Raw genomic sequence first — 18,313 nt, forward strand, 5'->3', positions numbered from 1 at the left:
GGTGTGGGAGCGCGAGGTCGTCGCGCTCACGGTCACCAGCGGTAGTGGGCGAACGCCTTGTTGGCTTCGGCCATCTTGTGGGTGTCCTCGCGCTTCTTCACGCTGGCACCCAGGCCGTTGCTGGCGTCGAGCAGCTCGTTCATGAGGCGCTCGGCCATCGTCTTCTCGCGACGCTCCGAGCTGTACTTGACGAGCCAGCGCAGCGCGAGGGTGGTCTGGCGGTTCGGACGGACGTCGACCGGGACCTGGTAGGTGGCGCCACCGACGCGGCGGCTCTTGACCTCGAGGGCGGGCTTGACGTTGTCGAGCGCGCGCTTGAGCGTGATGACCGGATCGGTGCCGGACTTCTCACGCGTGCCCTCGAGCGCGGTGTAGACGATGCGCTGCGCGACCTGCTTCTTGCCGTCGAACAGAACCTTGTTGATCAGCTGGGTGACCAGCTGGCTGCCGTAGACCGGATCAGTCTCGATCGGACGCTTCGGAGCGGGACCCTTACGAGGCATCAGCTCTTCTCCTTCTTCGCGCCGTAACGGCTGCGAGCCTGCTTGCGGCCCTTGACACCCTGGGTGTCGAGGGAGCCGCGGATGATCTTGTAGCGGACACCGGGGAGGTCCTTCACACGACCACCGCGGACGAGCACGATCGAGTGCTCCTGCAGGTTGTGGCCCTCGCCGGGGATGTAGGCGGTCACCTCGGTGCCACTGGAGAGCCGGACACGGGCGACCTTACGGAGCGCGGAGTTCGGCTTCTTCGGGGTCGTGGTGTACACGCGGGTGCACACGCCGCGCCGCTGGGGCGAACCCTTGAGGGCCGGCGTGTTGGTCTTGACGACCTTGCTCTGGCGGCCCTTGCGGACAAGCTGGTTGATGGTGGGCACTATGCCTCTTCCTGGGAATCTTCCCGTTCCGATCGCGGGCGCGCATGCGGCCTCGCGGGTCCTTCTCGATCTCCACCACGGGGGCATCCGGCCACCGTGGTCACGGATCATCGGGCCAGGGGCCCTTGTCCGTTCGAACGTCGCACCGACTCACGTCGGGCACGGCTCCCCACCTTACCCGAGCGCGCCTCCCCGGGACAAATCGCCTCCCTCCCGGGGGCGACGGTCCGGGTCAGGGAACGCGCGGGCCGTCGAGCCAGGCGATCGCCGCGCCGGTGGGCGCGACGGCCGCGGCCGGCAGGCGGCCCCACAGCGCGAGGTACAGATCGGTGGCCGTGCCCACCAGCTCGCCCTCGACGTCGACCTCCCGCTGCACCAGCCGGGGTGCGGCGGCCGGGTCGTCCTCGTCGGGCGCGACGATCCAGCTGCGGTCCAGGTCGGTGGCCACGAGGCGGATCGGCGCGTCGACCCGCGGACGCTGGCCCCGGGCGGTCATGCGGCGCCCGAACACGCGGATGACCTCGGCGATGCCGTCCCCGGCGACCTCCGGATCGACGCCCCAAGTCGGCTCGGCGCGCCCGAGCGCCTGCAGCAGGTCGACCCGGTGCACGCAGGTCTCGTGCAGCTGCCGGCGCGGCCAGAACCCGGCGACCTCGTCGATCTTGGCGAAGTTCGGGGTCCCCTCGTCGGGGTCGACGGCCTGCAGCGCCGCGATGAGCGCCGTGGCGGTGCCGGCGTACCACTCGTCGAGCGGCTCGACGGCCCGCACGACGGGCTCCTCCGCGATGCGCTGGCCCGACAGGACGATGGCGGCGGCCCACCGATGGACCGCGCCCAGGTGGGTGACCAGGTCGGCGGACGTCCAGCCCGGGCAGGCCGGCACGGGCTCGTCGCCCTCGATGTCGCCGACGAGCGCGGCCACGCCCGCCAGCTCGCGGCCGAGCAGGATCAGCGGATCTTCCATGGGCCCATCCTCCACGGTCCCGCAGGGGCGGTGCGCTGGGTCCCACGGTCCGTCGAGGGCGGTGAGCCTGGTCCCACGCTCGGCGCGCTGGTGGGACCGGACTCACCGCCACCCGCGGAACGGTGGGACGAGGCTCACCGCCACCGCGGGGTCAGTCGCCCAGGAGCAGCTCGGCGAGGTGGACGGCGCGGACGCCGGCCAGGTCGTCGAGCTGCGTGCGGCAACTGAAGCCGTCGGCGACCACGATCGCGTCGGGTCCGGCGTCGCGCACGGCAGGCAGCAGCTGCTGCTCGGCGACCGCCACCGACACCTCGTAGTGCCCCTTCTCCACGCCGAAGTTGCCGGCCAGGCCGCAGCAGCCGCCCACCCGGACGACGGTCGCCCCGGTGCGCGACAGCAGTCGCAGGTCGGCGTCGAAGCCGATGACGGACGCCTGGTGGCAGTGCGGCTGGACCACGAGCGTGCGCCCCGAGAGGTCGGGCACGTCGAGGTCCTCGCGGTCGGCCAGCAGCTCGGCGAGCGTGAAGACCCCCTGCGCCACGACGGCGGCGCGCGGGTCGTCGACCAGCTCGACGGCGTCGGTGCGCAGCACCGCCAGGCACGACGGCTCGAGTCCCACCACGGGGATGCCGGCCTCGACGTAGGGGTGCAGCTGCTCGACGGCCGCGCCGGCGAGCTGCGCGGCCTGGTCGAGCTGGCCGGTCGAGATCCAGGTCAGGCCGCAGCACTGCTGACGCTCGAGCAGACGGATCTCGTAGCCGGCGGACTCCAGCAGCCGCACGGCCGCGCGACCGGCGTCGGTGGAGAAGTACTCGGTGAAGGAGTCCGCCCACAGCAGCACGGGGTCGCCCCCGGTCGCGCGCTCCTCGGCGGCGAGGACCTTCGAGAGGGTGCGCGGCGCGAAGGCGGGGATGCTGCGCCGCTGGTCGATGCCGGCGACCCAGCGCGCCAGGTGCGCGATGCCCGGCAGACGCAGGGCGACGTTCGACAGGCGCGCGAGCGGGGCGCCGAGCCGGGCCCACATCGGCAGCCGGCCCAGGATGTAGTGGCTCCGCGGTCGCAGCCTGCCCCGGTAGGTCTGGTGCAGCACCTCGGCCTTGTAGCTGGCCATGTCGACGCCCGTGGGGCAGTCGCCGAGGCAGCCCTTGCACGACAGGCACAGGTCGAGCGCCTCGTGGACCTCGGGACTGGACCAGCCGCCGTCGACGAGCCGGCCGTCGACCATCTCCTGCAGCACGCGCGAGCGGCCGCGGGTGGAGTCCTTCTCGTTGCGCGTCGCCTGGAAGGACGGGCACATCACCCCCGCGCCCGGCGCCGCGAGGCACTTGCCGACGCCGGTGCAGCGATGGACGGCCGCACCGAAGTCGCCGCTGTCGTGCAGCAGCTTGAGGCCCTGGCGGCCCTCCGGCAGTCCGGGCAGCCAGCCGGCCCCCATGCCGCGGAGGTCGGAGTCGAGCGGGCGGGGTCGCACGAGCACGCCGGGGTTGAGCAGGTCGTCCGGGTCGAAGACCCCCTTCACCTGCTCGAACAGCCCGATCGCCTCGGGCGAGTACATCAGCGGCAGCAGCTCGGACCGGGCCCGTCCGTCGCCGTGCTCGCCGGAGAACGATCCCCCGTGCGAGGCCGCCAGCGTCGCCGCGTCGGTGAGGAAGGACCGGAATCCCTGCTTGCCGTCCGGCGCGTCCAGCGGGAAGTCGATGCGCACGTGGACGCAACCGTCGCCGAAGTGGCCGAACAGCGTGCCGTGCAGGCCGTGCTGGTCGAGCAGCGCCTCGAAGCCGCGCAGGTACTCCCCCAGTCGCTCGGGCGGCACGGCCGCGTCCTCCCAGCCGGCGAGCGCGGGCCGGTCCCAGGCGCGCGACGCGAGTCCCGCACCCTCCTCGCGGATGCGCCAGAGCACCGACTGCTCCATCGGCGAGGTGACGTGGCGGTGACCGATCGCGCCCGACGCCCGCACGACGCGGTCGGCCCGGGCGCGCAGCTCGGCGGCGTCGTCGCCGGCCAGCTCGACGTAGAGGAAGCCGTCGCCCGCCGGCAGCTCCGGCACCGACGACACCCCGTTGGCGGCGCGGTAGACCTCGACGATGCGGCCGCCGAGGCCCTCGCACGCGATCGGGTCGAAGGGCAGGATCGCCGGGACGTGGTCGGCGGCCTCGGCCATCGACGGGAAGGACAGCACCACGAGGTGGCGGACGGGCGCGTCCTGCACCAGGTCGACCGTGGCGCCGAGCATGACCGCGAGGGTGCCCTCGGTGCCGGCCATGAACGACGCGACGTCGAAGCCCCGCTCGGGCAGCAGGTGCTCGAGGCTGTAGCCCGACACCTGGCGGCCGAAGCGGCCGAACTCGGTGCGGACGGTGGCGAGGTGGTCACCGATGAGCGATCGCAGTCCCCCGAGCCGTTCGGAGGCGACGACGACGTCGTGACCCACCTGGAACCGCTCCCCCGCCATCGTCAGCAGGTCGAGGGCGGCCACGTTGTCGGCGCTGCGGCCGTAGCCCAGCGCCCGGTTGCCGCAGGCGTTGTTGCCGATCATGCCGCCGACGGTGCAGCGGGTGTGGGTGGACGGGTCGGGCCCGTAGCGCAGGCCCAGCGGCGCGGCCACGCGCTGCAGCGCGGCGTGGACGACGCCCGGCTGCACCTCGGCCGTGCGGGTGGCCTCGTCGATCGCGAGGATCCGGTTCATGTGCCGCGAGAAGTCCAGGACGACGCCCGTGCCGACAGCGTTGCCGGCGATGGAGGTGCCGGCGCCGCGCGAGGTCAGCGGGATGCCCGTGGTGCGGCACGCCTCGACGACCGCGTGCACCTCGTCGAGGTCGTACGGGCGCACGACGACGGTGGGCTCGACGCGGTACAGCGAGGCGTCCGAGCTGTAGAGCGCACGGGCCAGCGACGAGTCGTCGACGTCACGCAGTCCCGAACGGCGCAGCGCGGACACCACGTCGCCCGCGGTGCTGAGGCGGTCGTCCAGGCGTGAGGCGGTCATCGCGATCCTTCAGGAGAGTCGGGCGTCAGTAGCATGCTACTGCCCGCCGCCGAGACCGCGGCGCACACGTCGTCGGCCCAGCGGGGGTCGACGGTCTCGTCCGCGATCGCCACCTGACCCATGAGCAGCGTTCCCGTGTGCCGCAGGTGGTCGGCCATCCGGGCGGCAGCGGCCTCGGGCTCGGCTGCCGCGATCGCCTCGGCGACCGGCGCGTGCTCGGCCACGACCTCCGCCAGCGGTCGCGACCGCCCGAACGTGGAGACTCCCCGCGCCTGGATCGAGTCGCGCAGGCGGGCCACCTCGGCGTCGAGTCGTGGGTTGCGCGAGGCCGAGGCGACCAGCGCGTGGAAGTCGCGGTCGACCCGGCTGAAGTCGGCCTCGCTCCCCGCGTCGGCGTGGCGCCGGGTGGCCGCGACGTTCGCGGCCAGCGCCCGGCGGAGGCCGGGGTCCGCCCGGCGCGCCGCGGCGGCGGCGGCCGGCACCTCCAACAGCAGCCGCAGCTCGAAGACCTCGCGCACGTCGGCCACGGTCACGCCCCGGATCCGCACGCCGCGGTTGCGCTCGATCTCGACCAGGCCGAGGTCGGCGAGCCGCAGCACCGCCTCACGCACCGGCGTGCGCGACACGTCCAGCTGCTCGGAGAGCCGGTAGATCGAGTGCTGCGATCCCGCCGCGAGGTCGCCCCCGACGATCCGCTCGCGCAGCAGCGCGAACACCCGGTCGGTGGCGGTGGGCCGCGTCGTCACGGGCGTGCCGTCACCACAGCTCGACCGAGCCGGACAGGATCGTGACGACGTCGTCCTCGGTGACCTCGCGTGGAGCCGTGGCCAGCAGCCGCTGCTGCTTCATCGTGCCCTCGGCCAGCGCCGGGAGGTCGGACTCGCCGAAGCCGAGCTCGGCCAGCCCCGACGGCACGCCGACGTCACGCATCACCGAGGACAGCACCGTCGGCAGGAGGTCGGCCGGGTCGTCCGTCATCGTGGCGTCGGGGTCGAGCAGGCGCGCCGCCCGCACGTGCCGGTCGGGGGCGGCCTCGAAGGTGAACCGGAAGGCTGCCGGCGCGGTCATCGACACCGCCATGCCGTGCGGCACCAGTCCGTGCCCGGTCGTGCCGTCGGGCTCGGGGTAGTCGGCCGGGTGGAAGTCGCCGACCTGGCCCGCGATCGGGTAGGCGTTGGCGTGCGGGATGTGCACGCCCGCGTTGCCGAAGCCGAGGCCGGCGAACGTCGCGGCCATCGCCATCTGCTCGCGCGCGGCCACGTCGTCGCCGTGCCGCACCGCCGTGCGGAACGCGGTGCTCATCAGGGTGAGCGCCTTCTCGGACCACAGGTCGGCGATGGGGTTGGAGCCGCAGTAGGGCACGCGCTCCTCGGGCCGCTTGGCCTCGTAGGACGTGAACGGCCGTGCCGTGTAGCTCTCGAGGGCGTGGCACAGGATGTCGAGCCCGGAGGCGGCGGTGACGCCTGCCGGCTGGGTGATCGTCAGCTCCGGATCGACGACCGCGTAGGTCGGGCGCAGCGCCGCGTGCGAGATGCCCGTCTTGACGTGCTGGTCGACGACGTCGAGCACGCAGATCGTGGTGCTCTCGCTGCCGGTGCCGGTCGTGGTGGGCACGGCGATGAGCGGGAGCAGGGGGTTCGCGGGCGCCTGGCCGCGGCCGACGGGGACGTTGACGTAGTCCATCAGCTCGCCCTCGTTCGTCAGCAGCAGGTTGACGGCCTTGGCTGTGTCGATGCTGCTGCCGCCGCCGATCGCGATGACGACCTCGAACGGACCGTTCGCCCGGGCGAAGTCGATCGCCGCGGTGAGGCTGGCATCGGTGGGCTCGACACGGGAGCCGTCGAACACGACCGCCTCGACGCCCGTGGCGCCGATCCGGTCGGCCAGCTCCTGGGGCGACCCGGTGGCCGCCACGCCGGCGTCGGTGACGATGAGCACCCGCCGGGCGTTGAAGCGGCCGAGGTCGTACGCGATCTCGTGTCGGGCCCCCGGCCCGAACTTCAGGGCGGGCGCGCCGTAGGTGAAGATCGACTCGGGCTGGCTCGGGGCGAACATGGACAGAACCATACGACGCCACCGGCTACCCTTGGGTAGTCCACATCTACCGAGGGAATCGATGCGCCGTCTGACCGCCGCCATCGCCGCGACGGCGGCGCTCCTGACCCTGACGGGTTGCACCACCACCGGGACCATCCCCGACTCGGACCGCGAGACGACTCCGCCCGAGATCAACTCGCACGAGTCCGGTCCCGCCAGCCCGATCGGGTTCGGCGTCAGCGTCCCGGCCGGCGCCGCCCAGCTCGGTCCGCTCGTGCGCTACCGGAGCGAGCGCCTGATCGCGGCCTACAAGCCCGAGCTCGACGCCCTGCGTGCCGAGGAGGCCCTGGAGCAGGCGCAGGAGGAGGGCACGGACGGCACGCCCACCCCCACGCCGACGCCGACGATCGACACCCGGCCCGAGGGCGACCTGTTCGAGGACCTCGACGACGCCCCCCGGCCCGACACCTTCGTCTCGCTGATGCGGATCGACGGCAATCCCACCCTCGTCGTCCGGCGCCTGCTCGCCCAGCTCTCGGTCCTGCTGCCCGAGTCCGACATCGTCACCGACGACCTGTCGGCCCACTGTCGAGCCACCGACCGCCGTGTCACCGGCTGCACGCTCGACGTCACCGGGACGACGCCCGGCGGTCGCGACCTGCACGTCCGCATGACCGTCGACCCGGGTCACGTGCCCACGCGCACCGGCAACTACGCCTCCCTCGGACGGCCCGTCATGCGCCTCGACCTGGCCTACGTCGGCGACGCGCGCACCGGCCAGGAGAACCGCACCCCCGAGCAGCTCGAGGACCCGCCGGAGGTCGAGGAGACCGCGGAGAAGACCGACTGGATCTGGCCCAGGATGGACGAGGACGCCCCGGCGACCGAACCGGTGATCGACGGCTACCTGCCCCCGTCGAGCGCGATGGTCCTGCTCTCGGGCCGACGTCCCCCGTTCGCCACCATGACCACCCTGCGCGCCTCGATCGCCACCGAGGTGGCCGACACGTTCACCAGCGAGCGCGTCGAGGACGGCGGCGTGCGCCGCGACGTCATCGCCGACCTCAACGAGGTCATCATCACCACGTGGGGCACTGCGCGCGACGGCCGCCAGGTCCGCACGGTGCACACGCTGTCGGCGCGCGGCAACTACCTCTCGCTGTTCCTCGACCCGGTCTCCTGAGCCCGGCGGCCGCCGCCTCGCTCGAACGGTCCCTCGCGGCCACAGCAACTAGAGTCGGTGCCGATGAGCCGACTCGACCCGCTGCCCGTCAGCACCTCCACGCCCAAGGAACGCGTCGCCTACCTCGACAACGCGCGCTACTGGGTGATGCTCCTGGTCGTGATCGGGCACTCCCTGACCGAGCTCGTCGTCATGGACTCCGCCCGCGGCGTGTACACGTGGATCTACGCGTTCCACATGCCGTTCTTCGTCCTGATCTCGGGCTACACGGCGCGGCACTACGTCGGCGACTTCCGCCAGATCCGGCGCATCGTGTCGACGCTGATCGTGCCGTACCTCATCGTCGAGACCGGCCTGCAGCTCATCACCCGGCACTACGACGGCGAGCCCGAGCACTGGATGATCCTCTCGCCGCAGTGGCTGGGGTGGTTCCTCGCCGCGCTGTTCATCTGGCGCCTGACGACGCCGATCTGGCGCGCGCTGAAGTACCCGATCACCACGGCCGTGCTGATCTCCCTGCTCGCCGGGCTGATCGAGATCCCCAACGTGCTGGCGCTGCCGAAGGTGCTCGGCCTGCTGCCGTTCTACGTCATCGGCCTGCACTTCGACCGTGACATGTTCCTGCGCCTGGGTCGCCTGCCGGTGCGGGTCGCCTCGGTCGTGCTGTTGGTCGGCACCTTCGTGGTGTGCCAGCTGTACGCCGGCGACTGGGCCCAGGAGCGGCCCACCACGACGTGGCTGCTGTGGAAGGCCCGGTACGACGAGCTGGACTCCGGCCCCGTCGAGGGCGTGCTGATCCGGGCGATGCTCATGGTGATCGCCCTGGCGCTGACCCTGGCTGCGCTGTCGCTCGTGCCGCGAGCCCGGTCGTGGACGACCACGCTGGGCGGACGCACCTTCTACTGCTACCTGCTGCACGGCTTCGTCATCCTGGGCCTCGACCGGCACTTCGGCCTCTGGGAGCAGATCGAGCCCTACGGCGCCCGGGCGGTGCTGGGCTGCATCGTGGTCGCGCTCATCGTCGCCAACCTGCTGATGACCCAGCCGGTGGCCACCGTCTTCCGTCCGGTCTTCGAGCCCCGGCTGACGTGGATGTTCCGTGATCCGCAGGAGGACACCTACCACTCGCAGGGCGAGCACCCCGACGTCTGGGACCGCGGCGTGGAGCGACGGCTGCCGCCGCCGTCGAACCACCGCCACATCGGCCGCCTGCTCTGACCGAGCGGCGGCGCCAGGCACGACGAAGGGGCCCTGCCGATCGGCAGGGCCCCTTCGCGTGACTCAGTGACTCAGTTGTTGTCGAAGCTGAAGTCGTAGTCGTCCAACGCCACCGGCGCCGCGTCCGACGCTCCGAACTGGTAGTCGAAGCTGTCGTAGCCCGTGACCGCGTAGGCGTTCTGACGCGCCTCCTCGGTGGGCTCGACCCGGATGTTCCGGTACCGCTCCAGGCCGGTGCCGGCCGGGATCAGCTTGCCGATGATGATGTTCTCCTTCAGACCGCGCAGCGAGTCCGACTTGCCCTGGATCGCGGCCTCGGTGAGGACGCGGGTCGTTTCCTGGAAGGAGGCGGCCGACAGCCAGGACTCGACGGCCAGCGAGGCCTTCGTGATGCCCATCAGGACCGGACGGCCGGAGGCGGGGGTGCCGCCCTCGGCCACGACGCGGCGGTTCTCCTCCTCGAAGACCGCGCGGTCCGCGAGGTCGCCGGGGATCAAGCGGGCGTCACCCTGCTCGATGACCGTCACGCGACGGAGCATCTGGCGCACGATGATCTCGATGTGCTTGTCGTGGATCGCCACGCCCTGGCTGCGGTAGACCTCCTGGACCTCGTCCACGAGGTGCTCCTGCGCCTTGCGGACACCCAGGATGCGCAGGACCTCCTGCGGATCGGGCGTACCGTGCGTCAGCTGCTGGCCGACCTCGACCGCGTCGTTGTCCTGGATCAGCAGGCGCGCACGCTTGGTGACCGGGTACTCGACCGGCTCGCCACCGTTGTCCGGCGTGACGACCAGCTTGCGGCCCTTCTCGCTGTCGTCGATCGTGACACGACCGGCGGCCTCGGTGATGGGCGCCTTGCCCTTGGGCTGACGGGCCTCGAAGAGCTCGACGACGCGCGGCAGACCGTGCGTGATGTCGTCACCGGCCACACCACCGGTGTGGAAGGTACGCATCGTCAGCTGGGTGCCGGGCTCGCCGATCGACTGGGCCGCGATGGTGCCGACGGCCTCGCCGATGTCGACGAGCTTGCCGGTGGCCAGCGAACGGCCGTAGCACTTGGCGCAGGTGCCGGTCTTGGCGTCACACGTCAGGACCGTGCGGACCTTGATCGACTCGACGCCGGACGCGATGAGGTGGTGGATCTCGACGTCGCCGAGGTCCTCACCCGCACCGACCAGCACCTCGCCCGTCTCCGGGTGGACGATGTCCACCGCGGCGTTGCGGGCGTAGGCCGAGGTCTCGACGTTCTCGGCGGCCACGAGCGTGCCGTCGTCCAGGCGCGTGCCGATCTGCTTGGGCAGACCGCGCTCGGTGCCGCAGTCCTCCTCGCGGATGATGACGTCCTGGCTGACGTCGACCAGACGACGGGTCAGGTAACCCGAGTCGGCCGTACGCAGCGCGGTGTCGGCCAGGCCCTTACGAGCACCGTGGGTCGCGATGAAGTACTCGACGACCGACAGGCCCTCGCGGTAGTTCGCCTTGATCGGGCGCGGGATGATCTCGCCCTTCGGGTTCGCGACCAGGCCTCGCATGGCGGCGATCTGACGCAGCTGCATCATGTTGCCGCGGGCGCCGGAGTTGACCATCATCCAGATCGGGTTGTCGCCGCTGGCCTTGAACAGGACCTCCATCGAGGCCGAGACCTCGGCGGTGGCCTGGGTCCAGATCTCGATGAGCTCCTGGCGGCGCTCGTCCTCGGTGATGAGACCGCGGTCGAACTGCTGCTGGACCTTGGCGGCCTGACCCTCGTACTTCTCGAGGATCTTGCCCTTCTCCTGCGGGCTGACGACGTCGTCCATCGAGATCGTCACGCCGGAGCGCGTCGCCCAGTGGAAGCCGGCATCCTTCAGGTTGTCCAGGGCGACGGCCACGTCGACCTTGCTGTAGCGCTCGGCGAGGTCGTTGACGATGACCCCGAGCTCCTTCTTGCCGACCTGGAAGTTCACGAACGGGTAGTCCGCGGGCAGCGTCTCGTTGAAGATGGCCCGGCCCAGCGTCGTCTCGCGGATCTCGCCGTCGATACGGATCTTGACCTTGCTCTGCAACGTGATCTCGCCACGCTCGAAGGCCATCGTGGCCTCCGACGGCGACGTGAACGCGCGACCCTCGCCGACGTGTCCCTCACGCTCGAGCGTGAGGAAGTACAGACCGATGATCATGTCCTGGGTGGGCATGGTGACCGGTCGGCCGTCGGACGGCTTCAGGATGTTGTTCGTCGACAGCATCAGCACGCGGGCCTCGGCCTGAGCCTCGGCCGACAGCGGCAGGTGCACGGCCATCTGGTCACCGTCGAAGTCGGCGTTGAACGCCGAGCACACGAGCGGGTGGATCTGGATGGCCTTGCCCTCGATCAGCTGGGGCTCGAACGCCTGGATGCCCAGACGGTGCAGCGTGGGCGCGCGGTTCAGCAGCACGGGGTGCTCGGTGATGACCTCTTCGAGGACGTCCCAGACGACCGGGCGGGCCCGCTCGACCATGCGCTTGGCGCTCTTGATGTTCTGCGCGTGGTTCAGGTCGACCAGGCGCTTCATCACGAACGGCTTGAACAGCTCGAGCGCCATCTGCTTGGGCAGACCGCACTGGTGCAGCTTGAGCTGCGGGCCGACGACGATGACCGAACGGCCCGAGTAGTCGACGCGCTTGCCGAGCAGGTTCTGACGGAAGCGACCCTGCTTGCCCTTGAGCATGTCGGAGATCGACTTCAGCGGGCGGTTGCCCGGACCCGTGACGGGACGGCCACGACGGCCGTTGTCGAACAGCGAGTCGACGGCCTCCTGCAGCATCCGCTTCTCGTTGTTGACGATGATCTCGGGCGCGCCGAGGTCGAGCAGTCGCTTGAGGCGGTTGTTGCGGTTGATGACGCGGCGGTACAGGTCGTTGAGGTCGGAGGTCGCGAAGCGGCCACCGTCGAGCTGGACCATCGGGCGCAGCTCCGGCGGGATGACCGGAACGGCGTCCAGCACCATGCCCGCGGGGTTGTTCTCCGAGCCCATGAACGCCGAGACGACCTTGAGCCGCTTCAGGGCACGCGTCTTGCGCTGGCCCTTGCCGGTCGCGATGATCTCGCGCAGCAGATCGGCCTCGGCGTCGAGGTCGAAGTCCTGCAGGCGCTTCTGGATCGCCGCAGCGCCCATGTAGCCGTCGAAGTACTTGCCGAAGCGGTACTGCATCTCGCGGAACAGCAGCTCGTCACCCTCGAGGTCCTGGACCTTGAGGTTCTTGAACCGGTCCCAGACCTCCTGGATGCGCGCGATCTCACGGTCGTGACGGTCGCGCAGCTGGCCCATCTCGCGCTCGGCCGCATCGCGGACCTTGCGCAGCTCGGCCGCCTTGGCGTCCTCGGCCTCGAGCGCCGCGGTGTCCTCCTCGAGCTTGACGGCCCGGGTGTTGATCGCGTCGTTCTTGCGGTTCTCGATCTGGTCGATCTCCTGGCGGATCTTGCTCTCCAGGCTGTCGAGGTCGCGGTGACGAGCGTCCTCGTCGACCGACGTGATCATGTAGGCCGCGAAGTAGATGACCTTCTCGAGGTCCTTCGGCGCCAGGTCCAGCAGGTAGCCAAGCCGGCTCGGCACACCCTTGAAGTACCAGATGTGCGTGACCGGGGCGGCGAGCTCGATGTGGCCCATCCGCTCGCGGCGCACCTTGGAGCGCGTCACCTCGACGCCGCAGCGCTCGCAGATGATGCCCTTGAAGCGCACGCGCTTGTACTTGCCGCAGTAGCACTCCCAGTCCCGGGTGGGACCGAAGATCTTCTCGCAGAAGAGGCCGTCACGCTCGGGCTTGAGCGTGCGGTAGTTGATCGTCTCAGGCTTCTTGACCTCACCGAACGACCAGTTGCGGATGTCGTCGGCGGTCGCGAGACCGATCTTGAGCTGATCGAAGAAGTTCACGTCGAGCACGGTGTCTTCTATCCCTTTCGAAGTTCTGTCTGGGGTCCGGCTCAGAGCTCGTCGACGGACGACGGCTCGCGGCGGGACAGGTCGATACCGAGCTCTTCAGCGGCGCGGAAGAACTCCTCCTCGGAGTCCTTCATCTCGACGGCGGTGCCGTCGGCCGAGAGCACTTCGACGTTGAGACACAGCGACTGCATCTCCTTGACGAGAACCTTGAACGACTCGGGGATACCCGGTTCGGGGACGTTCTCGCCCTTCACGATGGCTTCGTACACCTTGACGCGGCCGACGATGTCGTCGGACTTGATCGTCAGCAGCTCCTGCAGTGCGTAGGCGGCACCGTAGGCCTCGAGCGCCCAGACCTCCATCTCACCGAAGCGCTGGCCACCGAACTGGGCCTTACCGCCGAGCGGCTGCTGGGTGATCATCGAGTACGGACCGGTCGAGCGCGCGTGGATCTTGTCGTCGACCAGGTGGTGCAGCTTCAGCATGTACATGTAGCCGACGCTGATCGGATCGGGGAACTTCTCGCCGGTACGACCGTCGAGGAGCACCGCCTTGCCGTCCGGGCCGACCATGCGGTCGCCGTCGCGGTTCGGACGCGTGTTGCTCAGCAGACCGGAGATCTCGTCCTCGCGCGCACCGTCGAACACCGGGGTGGCGATGTTCGTGTTCGGCGCGGCCTGGTCGGCCCCGATCTTGCGCAGGCGCTCGGCCCACTCGTCCTTCGTCGCGTCGGGGACTTCCCAGCCCGCCTTCGCGATCCAGCCCAGGTGGGTCTCGAGGACCTGACCGACGTTCATTCGACCGGGCACACCCAGCGGGTTCAGCACGATGTCGACGGCGGTGCCGTCCTCGAGGAACGGCATGTCCTCGATGGGCAGGATCTTGGCGATGACGCCCTTGTTGCCGTGACGACCGGCGAGCTTGTCACCGTGGCTGATCTTGCGCTTCTGGGCCACGTAGACGCGCACCAGCTGGTTCACGCCGGGGCTGAGCTCGTCACCCTCGGACGCGTCGAAGACGCGGACGCCGATGACGGTGCCGGACTCGCCGTGCGGGACCTTGAGCGACGTGTCGCGCACCTCGCGCGCCTTCTCGCCGAAGATCGCGCGCAGCAGGCGCTCCTCGGGGGTCAGCTCGGTCTCGCCCTTAGGCGTGACCTTGCCGACGAGGATGTCGCCGTTGCCGACCTCGGCGCCGATGCGGATGATGCCGCGCTCGTCGAGGTTTGCGAGGGTCTCCTCGCTGACGTTCGGGACGTCGCGCGTGATCTCCTCCGGGCCCAGCTTGGTGTCGCGGGCGTCGACCTCGTGCTCCTCGATGTGGATCGAGGTCAGCAGGTCGTCCTGGACGACGCGCTGGGACAGGATGATCGCGTCCTCGTAGTTGTGGCCCTGCCACGGCATGAAGGCGACGAGCAGGTTGGTGCCCAGCGCCATCTCGCCGTGATCGGTGCAGGGGCCGTCGGCCAGCGGCGTGCCGACCTCGACCCGCTGCCCCTCACGGACCAGCGGGCGCTGGTTCGTGCAGGTGCCCTGGTTCGAGCGACGGAACTTCGCCAGGCGGTACGTGGTGTACGTGCCCTCGTCCTCCATGATCTCGACGGAGTCCGCCGAGACCTCCTTGACGACGCCGGCCTTCTTGGCGACGGTGACGTCACCGGCGTCGACGGCGGCGCGGTACTCCATGCCGGTGCCGACGAGCGGGGCGTCGTTGCGGATCAGCGGGACGGCCTGACGCTGCATGTTGGCGCCCATGAGCGCGCGGTTGGCATCGTCGTGCTCGAGGAACGGGATCAGCGCGGTCGCGACCGACACCATCTGGCGCGGCGAGACGTCCATGTAGTCGACCTCGGCGGCCGGGCGGAGCTCGGCCTCACCGCCGCGCTGGCGCACCAGCACGCGGTCCTCGGCGAACGAACCGTCGTCGTTGAGGATCGAGTTGGCCTGGGCGACGATGAAGCGGTCCTCGTCGGTGGCGGTCAGGTAGTCGATCTGGTCGCTGACCTTGCCGTCGATGACGCGGCGGTACGGCGTCTCGACGAAGCCGAACGGGTTGATCCGTCCGAACGACGCGAGCGAGCCGATCAGGCCGATGTTCGGGCCTTCCGGGGTCTCGATCGGGCACATGCGGCCGTAGTGCGACGGGTGAACGTCGCGGACCTCGTAGCCGGCGCGCTCACGCGACAGACCACCCGGGCCGAGGGCCGACAGACGACGCTTGTGCGTCAGGCCCGCGAGCGGGTTGTTCTGGTCCATGAACTGCGACAGCTGGCTGGTGCCGAAGAACTCCTTCAGCGCCGCCGTGATCGGACGGATGTTGATCAGGGTCTGGGGCGTGATCGCCTCGACGTCCTGGGTCGTCATCCGCTCGCGCACGACACGCTCCATGCGGGCCAGGCCCGTACGCAGCTGGTTCTGGATGAGCTCGCCCACGGTGCGCATGCGGCGGTTGCCGAAGTGGTCGATGTCGTCGGCCTCGACCGGGACGGTGCCGGCCGGGGTCTCGAGCTCGTTCGCACCGTCGTGCAGCGCGACGACGTAGCGGATCGTGGCGACGACGTCGTCGAGCGTCAGCGTCTGCTGGTCGAAGGCGGAGTCGGTGCCGAGCTTCTTGTTGATCTTGTGGCGACCGACCTTGGCCGTGTCGTAGCGCTTCGGGTTGAAGTAGTAGTTCTCCAACAGCGTCTGCGCGGCCTCGACCGACGGCGGCTCGCCCGGACGCAGCTTGCGGTAGATGTCGATGAGCGAGCGACGCGTGACCTCGGCGTCGACCGTCTCGTTGGTGACGGCGGCGTCGCGGGCCTTCTTCTCGAGCTCCTCGCGGACGACCTCGCTGCGGACCGAGTCCTTCTCCATCGTCAGACGGACGGACTCGTACTGGCCGAACTCCTCGAGGATGCGCTCCTCGGTGAAGCCCAGGGCCTTGAGCAGCATCGTGACGGACTGCTTGCGCTTGCGGTCGAGACGGACGCCGACGATGTCGCGCTTGTCGATCTCGAACTCCAGCCACGCACCGCGCGACGGGATGACGCGCGCGGTGAAGATGTCCTTGTCGGACGTCTTGTCGGCGGTGCGCTCGAAGTACACACCCGGCGAGCGGACGAGCTGGGAGACGACGACACGCTCGGTGCCGTTGATGATGAAGGTGCCCTTGTCGGTCATGAGCGGGAACTCGCCCATGAAGACCGTCTGGCTCTTGATCTCGCCGGTCTCGTTGTTCATGAACTCGGCGGTGACGAACAGGGGGGCGGCGTACGTGACGTCGCGGTCCTTGCAATCCTCGACCGAGTACTTGGCCGGCTCGAACCGGTGGTCGCGGAACGAGAGGCTCATCGTTTCGGAGAAGTCCTCGATGGGGCTGATCTCCTCGAAGATCTCCTCCAGGCCCGACTTGGCTGAGACGTCGTTGCGTCCGGCAGCCAGATCGGCCTCGACGCGCTCGCGCCAGGCGTCGCTGCCGATCAGCCAGTCGAAGCTGTCGGTCTGCAGGGAGAGAAGTTCGGGAACCTCGAGCGGTTCGGCGATCTTCGCGAACGAGATGCGCGAGGTGTTGTGATGCGTGGCGGTACGCGAGGCGGCCAAGAGAAGTCCTTCCGAAGGAACTCGCATGCGATGAACGTGGCGGTTCTGTACTCTTCAGTTGTCGACGCGCGGCTCACGCCGCGCGAAGCCCCACGACTGGTGCCGTGGGCGCGCATGCTTCGGGAACCCCGTCAAGTCCTGCCAACAGCGGGCAGGACGGGTCAAGGGCATGGCAAAGTGGGCGCGAACCTCCATGCTAACCCGCCGACACACCGAGATCAAGTAGGGCTCTTGACATCGTGTCCGGAATCGGGGACGATCAAACGTTTCCCCCACTCTCCCGCCTGACAATTCAGGCCGTTTCGCCACGTCTCATGTGGCGGACATGACAAAGGCGCTCGCCCCCTGAGGGGGACGAGCGCCTTCGATCAGGCGGTCAGCCGAAGATCACTTGAGGGTGATCGTGGCGCCGGCGGCCTCGAGGGCCTCCTTCGCCTTCTCGGCAGCGTCCTTGTTGACGCCCTCGAGGACGGCCTTCGGCGCACCCTCGACGAGGTCCTTGGCCTCCTTCAGGCCCAGGCTCGTGAGGCCGCGGACCTCCTTGATGACCTGGATCTTCTTGTCGCCGGCGGCCTCGAGGACGACGTCGAACTCGTCCTTCTCCTCAGCGGCCTCGCCAGCGGCAGCGGCGGGCGCACCCGCAGCGGCAACGGCGACCGGGGCGGCGGCGGTGACCTCGAAGGTCTCCTCGAACTGCTTCACGAACTCGGAGAGCTCGATCAGCGTCATTTCCTTGAAAGCATCCAGCAGTTCATCGGTGCTCAGCTTCGCCATGGTTGGCGTTCCTTTCGACAATGAGACCCCGAGGGGGTCCCGATGGAAATCGGGCGGTTCAGCCCTCGGTGACGTCGGTCTCGACGTTCTCGGTGGCCGACTCGGCCGCGGGGGCCTCGTCGGCAGGTGCCTGCTCGGCGGTCTCGGCGGCGGGAGCTCCCGCAGCCAGGACCGACGGATCGGCTTCGGCCTTCGCCTGCAGCGCCGCGATGGTGCGGGCCGCCTGCGACAGCGGGGCGTTGAACAGCCCCGCGGCCTTGGCCAGGTTGGCCTTGAGGCCGCCGGCGAGCATCGCGAGGAGAACCTCGCGCGACTCGAGGTCGGCCAGCTTGTTGATCTCGTCCGCGCTGAGCGTCTTCCCCTCGAGGAAGCCACCCTTCAGGACGAGAGCGGGGTTAGCCTTCGCGAAGTCGCGCAGACCCTTCGCCGCGTCGACCGGATCGCCCGTGATGAAGGCGATCGCGGTGGGACCGGTGAGCAACGACTCGTCGAGCTCGAGTCCGGCATCCCTGGCGGCGATCTTGGTCAGCGTGTTCTTGGCGACGGCATAGCTCGCGGCATCGCCAAGCGCGCGCCGCAAATCCTGCAGCTGCTTGACGGATAGACCGCGGTACTCGGTGAGCACCGCGCCGTTGGACTCGCGGAAGTTGTCCGCGAGTGCGGCGACGGCGGCTGCCTTGTCCGGGCGTGCCATGGGTCTCCTTCACTGTCATGCGAAGACCACCTGCACGAGAAAGCGTCCCGTGCCACAGGCACAGGACGCTCGATGTGAACGCAGGGACGAACCCTGATCT

The 18,313-nt window shown here is 69.7% G+C and carries 12 protein-coding genes; 2 read left to right on the forward strand and 10 right to left on the reverse strand.

Annotation, left to right across the window (positions count from 1 at the left end; all coding sequences use genetic code 11):
• Positions 1-32: 32 nt before the first annotated feature.
• The 6 genes from rpsG to AFL01nite_RS03475 all read right to left on the reverse strand — a co-directional run bounded on the left by rpsG (position 33) and on the right by AFL01nite_RS03475 (position 6,882).
• The gene (gene rpsG, locus AFL01nite_RS03450) at positions 33-503 is read right to left on the reverse strand and encodes a 30S ribosomal protein S7 (protein WP_146825783.1); all 471 of its coding nucleotides are present in this window, start codon (positions 501-503) and stop codon (positions 33-35) included.
• Positions 503-877 carry a 30S ribosomal protein S12 gene (rpsL, locus tag AFL01nite_RS03455; RefSeq protein ID WP_019143662.1) on the reverse strand — a complete coding sequence of 125 codons (375 nt, stop codon included), beginning with the start codon at positions 875-877 and terminating at the stop codon, positions 503-505. The genes rpsG and rpsL overlap by 1 nt, the downstream gene beginning before the upstream one ends.
• Before the next feature lie 232 nt (positions 878-1,109).
• Entirely contained in the window at positions 1,110-1,841 is a 732-nt protein-coding gene (locus AFL01nite_RS03460; protein ID WP_146825784.1) for a maleylpyruvate isomerase family mycothiol-dependent enzyme, read from the reverse strand.
• Between the two features lie 151 nt (positions 1,842-1,992).
• Complete coding sequence (locus AFL01nite_RS03465) at positions 1,993-4,827, reverse strand: FAD-binding and (Fe-S)-binding domain-containing protein (RefSeq protein ID WP_146825785.1); 2,835 nt, start codon at positions 4,825-4,827, stop codon at positions 1,993-1,995.
• Positions 4,824-5,573 (reverse strand): GntR family transcriptional regulator, encoded by a 750-nt coding sequence (locus AFL01nite_RS03470; protein WP_146825786.1) that lies wholly within the window; start codon positions 5,571-5,573, stop codon positions 4,824-4,826. The genes AFL01nite_RS03465 and AFL01nite_RS03470 overlap by 4 nt, the downstream gene beginning before the upstream one ends.
• Positions 5,574-5,583: 10 nt before the next feature.
• Positions 5,584-6,882 carry a hydroxyacid-oxoacid transhydrogenase gene (locus AFL01nite_RS03475; RefSeq protein WP_146825787.1) on the reverse strand — a complete coding sequence of 433 codons (1,299 nt, stop codon included), beginning with the start codon at positions 6,880-6,882 and terminating at the stop codon, positions 5,584-5,586.
• A 61-nt stretch (positions 6,883-6,943) separates the two neighbouring features.
• Between AFL01nite_RS03475 and AFL01nite_RS03480 the strand changes: the two genes are divergently transcribed.
• On the forward strand, positions 6,944-8,047 hold the full coding sequence (locus AFL01nite_RS03480; RefSeq protein WP_146825788.1) for a hypothetical protein: 1,104 nt from the start codon (positions 6,944-6,946) through the stop codon (positions 8,045-8,047).
• 63 nt (positions 8,048-8,110) lie between these two features.
• A complete protein-coding gene (locus tag AFL01nite_RS03485; RefSeq protein ID WP_146825789.1) occupies positions 8,111-9,265 on the forward strand; it encodes an acyltransferase family protein in 1,155 nt (384 codons plus the stop codon).
• Positions 9,266-9,336: 71 nt separating this feature from the next.
• On the opposite strand, the gene AFL01nite_RS03490 is transcribed toward AFL01nite_RS03485, so the two are convergent.
• The 4 genes from AFL01nite_RS03490 to rplJ form a co-directional block, all read right to left on the reverse strand.
• Positions 9,337-13,164: a DNA-directed RNA polymerase subunit beta' gene (locus AFL01nite_RS03490; RefSeq protein WP_146825790.1), complete on the reverse strand. Its 3,828-nt coding sequence runs from the start codon at positions 13,162-13,164 to the stop codon at positions 9,337-9,339.
• A 41-nt stretch (positions 13,165-13,205) separates the two neighbouring features.
• Entirely contained in the window at positions 13,206-16,745 is a 3,540-nt protein-coding gene (rpoB, locus tag AFL01nite_RS03495) for a DNA-directed RNA polymerase subunit beta (protein WP_186813793.1), read from the reverse strand.
• A gap of 387 nt (positions 16,746-17,132) precedes the next feature.
• Positions 17,133-17,519, reverse strand: a complete 387-nt coding sequence (gene rplL / locus AFL01nite_RS03500) for a 50S ribosomal protein L7/L12 (protein WP_146825792.1) — start codon at positions 17,517-17,519, stop codon at positions 17,133-17,135.
• 58 nt (positions 17,520-17,577) lie between these two features.
• Entirely contained in the window at positions 17,578-18,213 is a 636-nt protein-coding gene (gene rplJ, locus AFL01nite_RS03505; RefSeq protein ID WP_146825793.1) for a 50S ribosomal protein L10, read from the reverse strand.
• Between the last annotated feature and the right edge of the window lie 100 nt (positions 18,214-18,313).

The organism is Aeromicrobium flavum (genome assembly GCF_007992115.1).
Classification (GTDB): Bacteria; Actinomycetota; Actinomycetes; order Propionibacteriales; family Nocardioidaceae; genus Aeromicrobium; species Aeromicrobium flavum.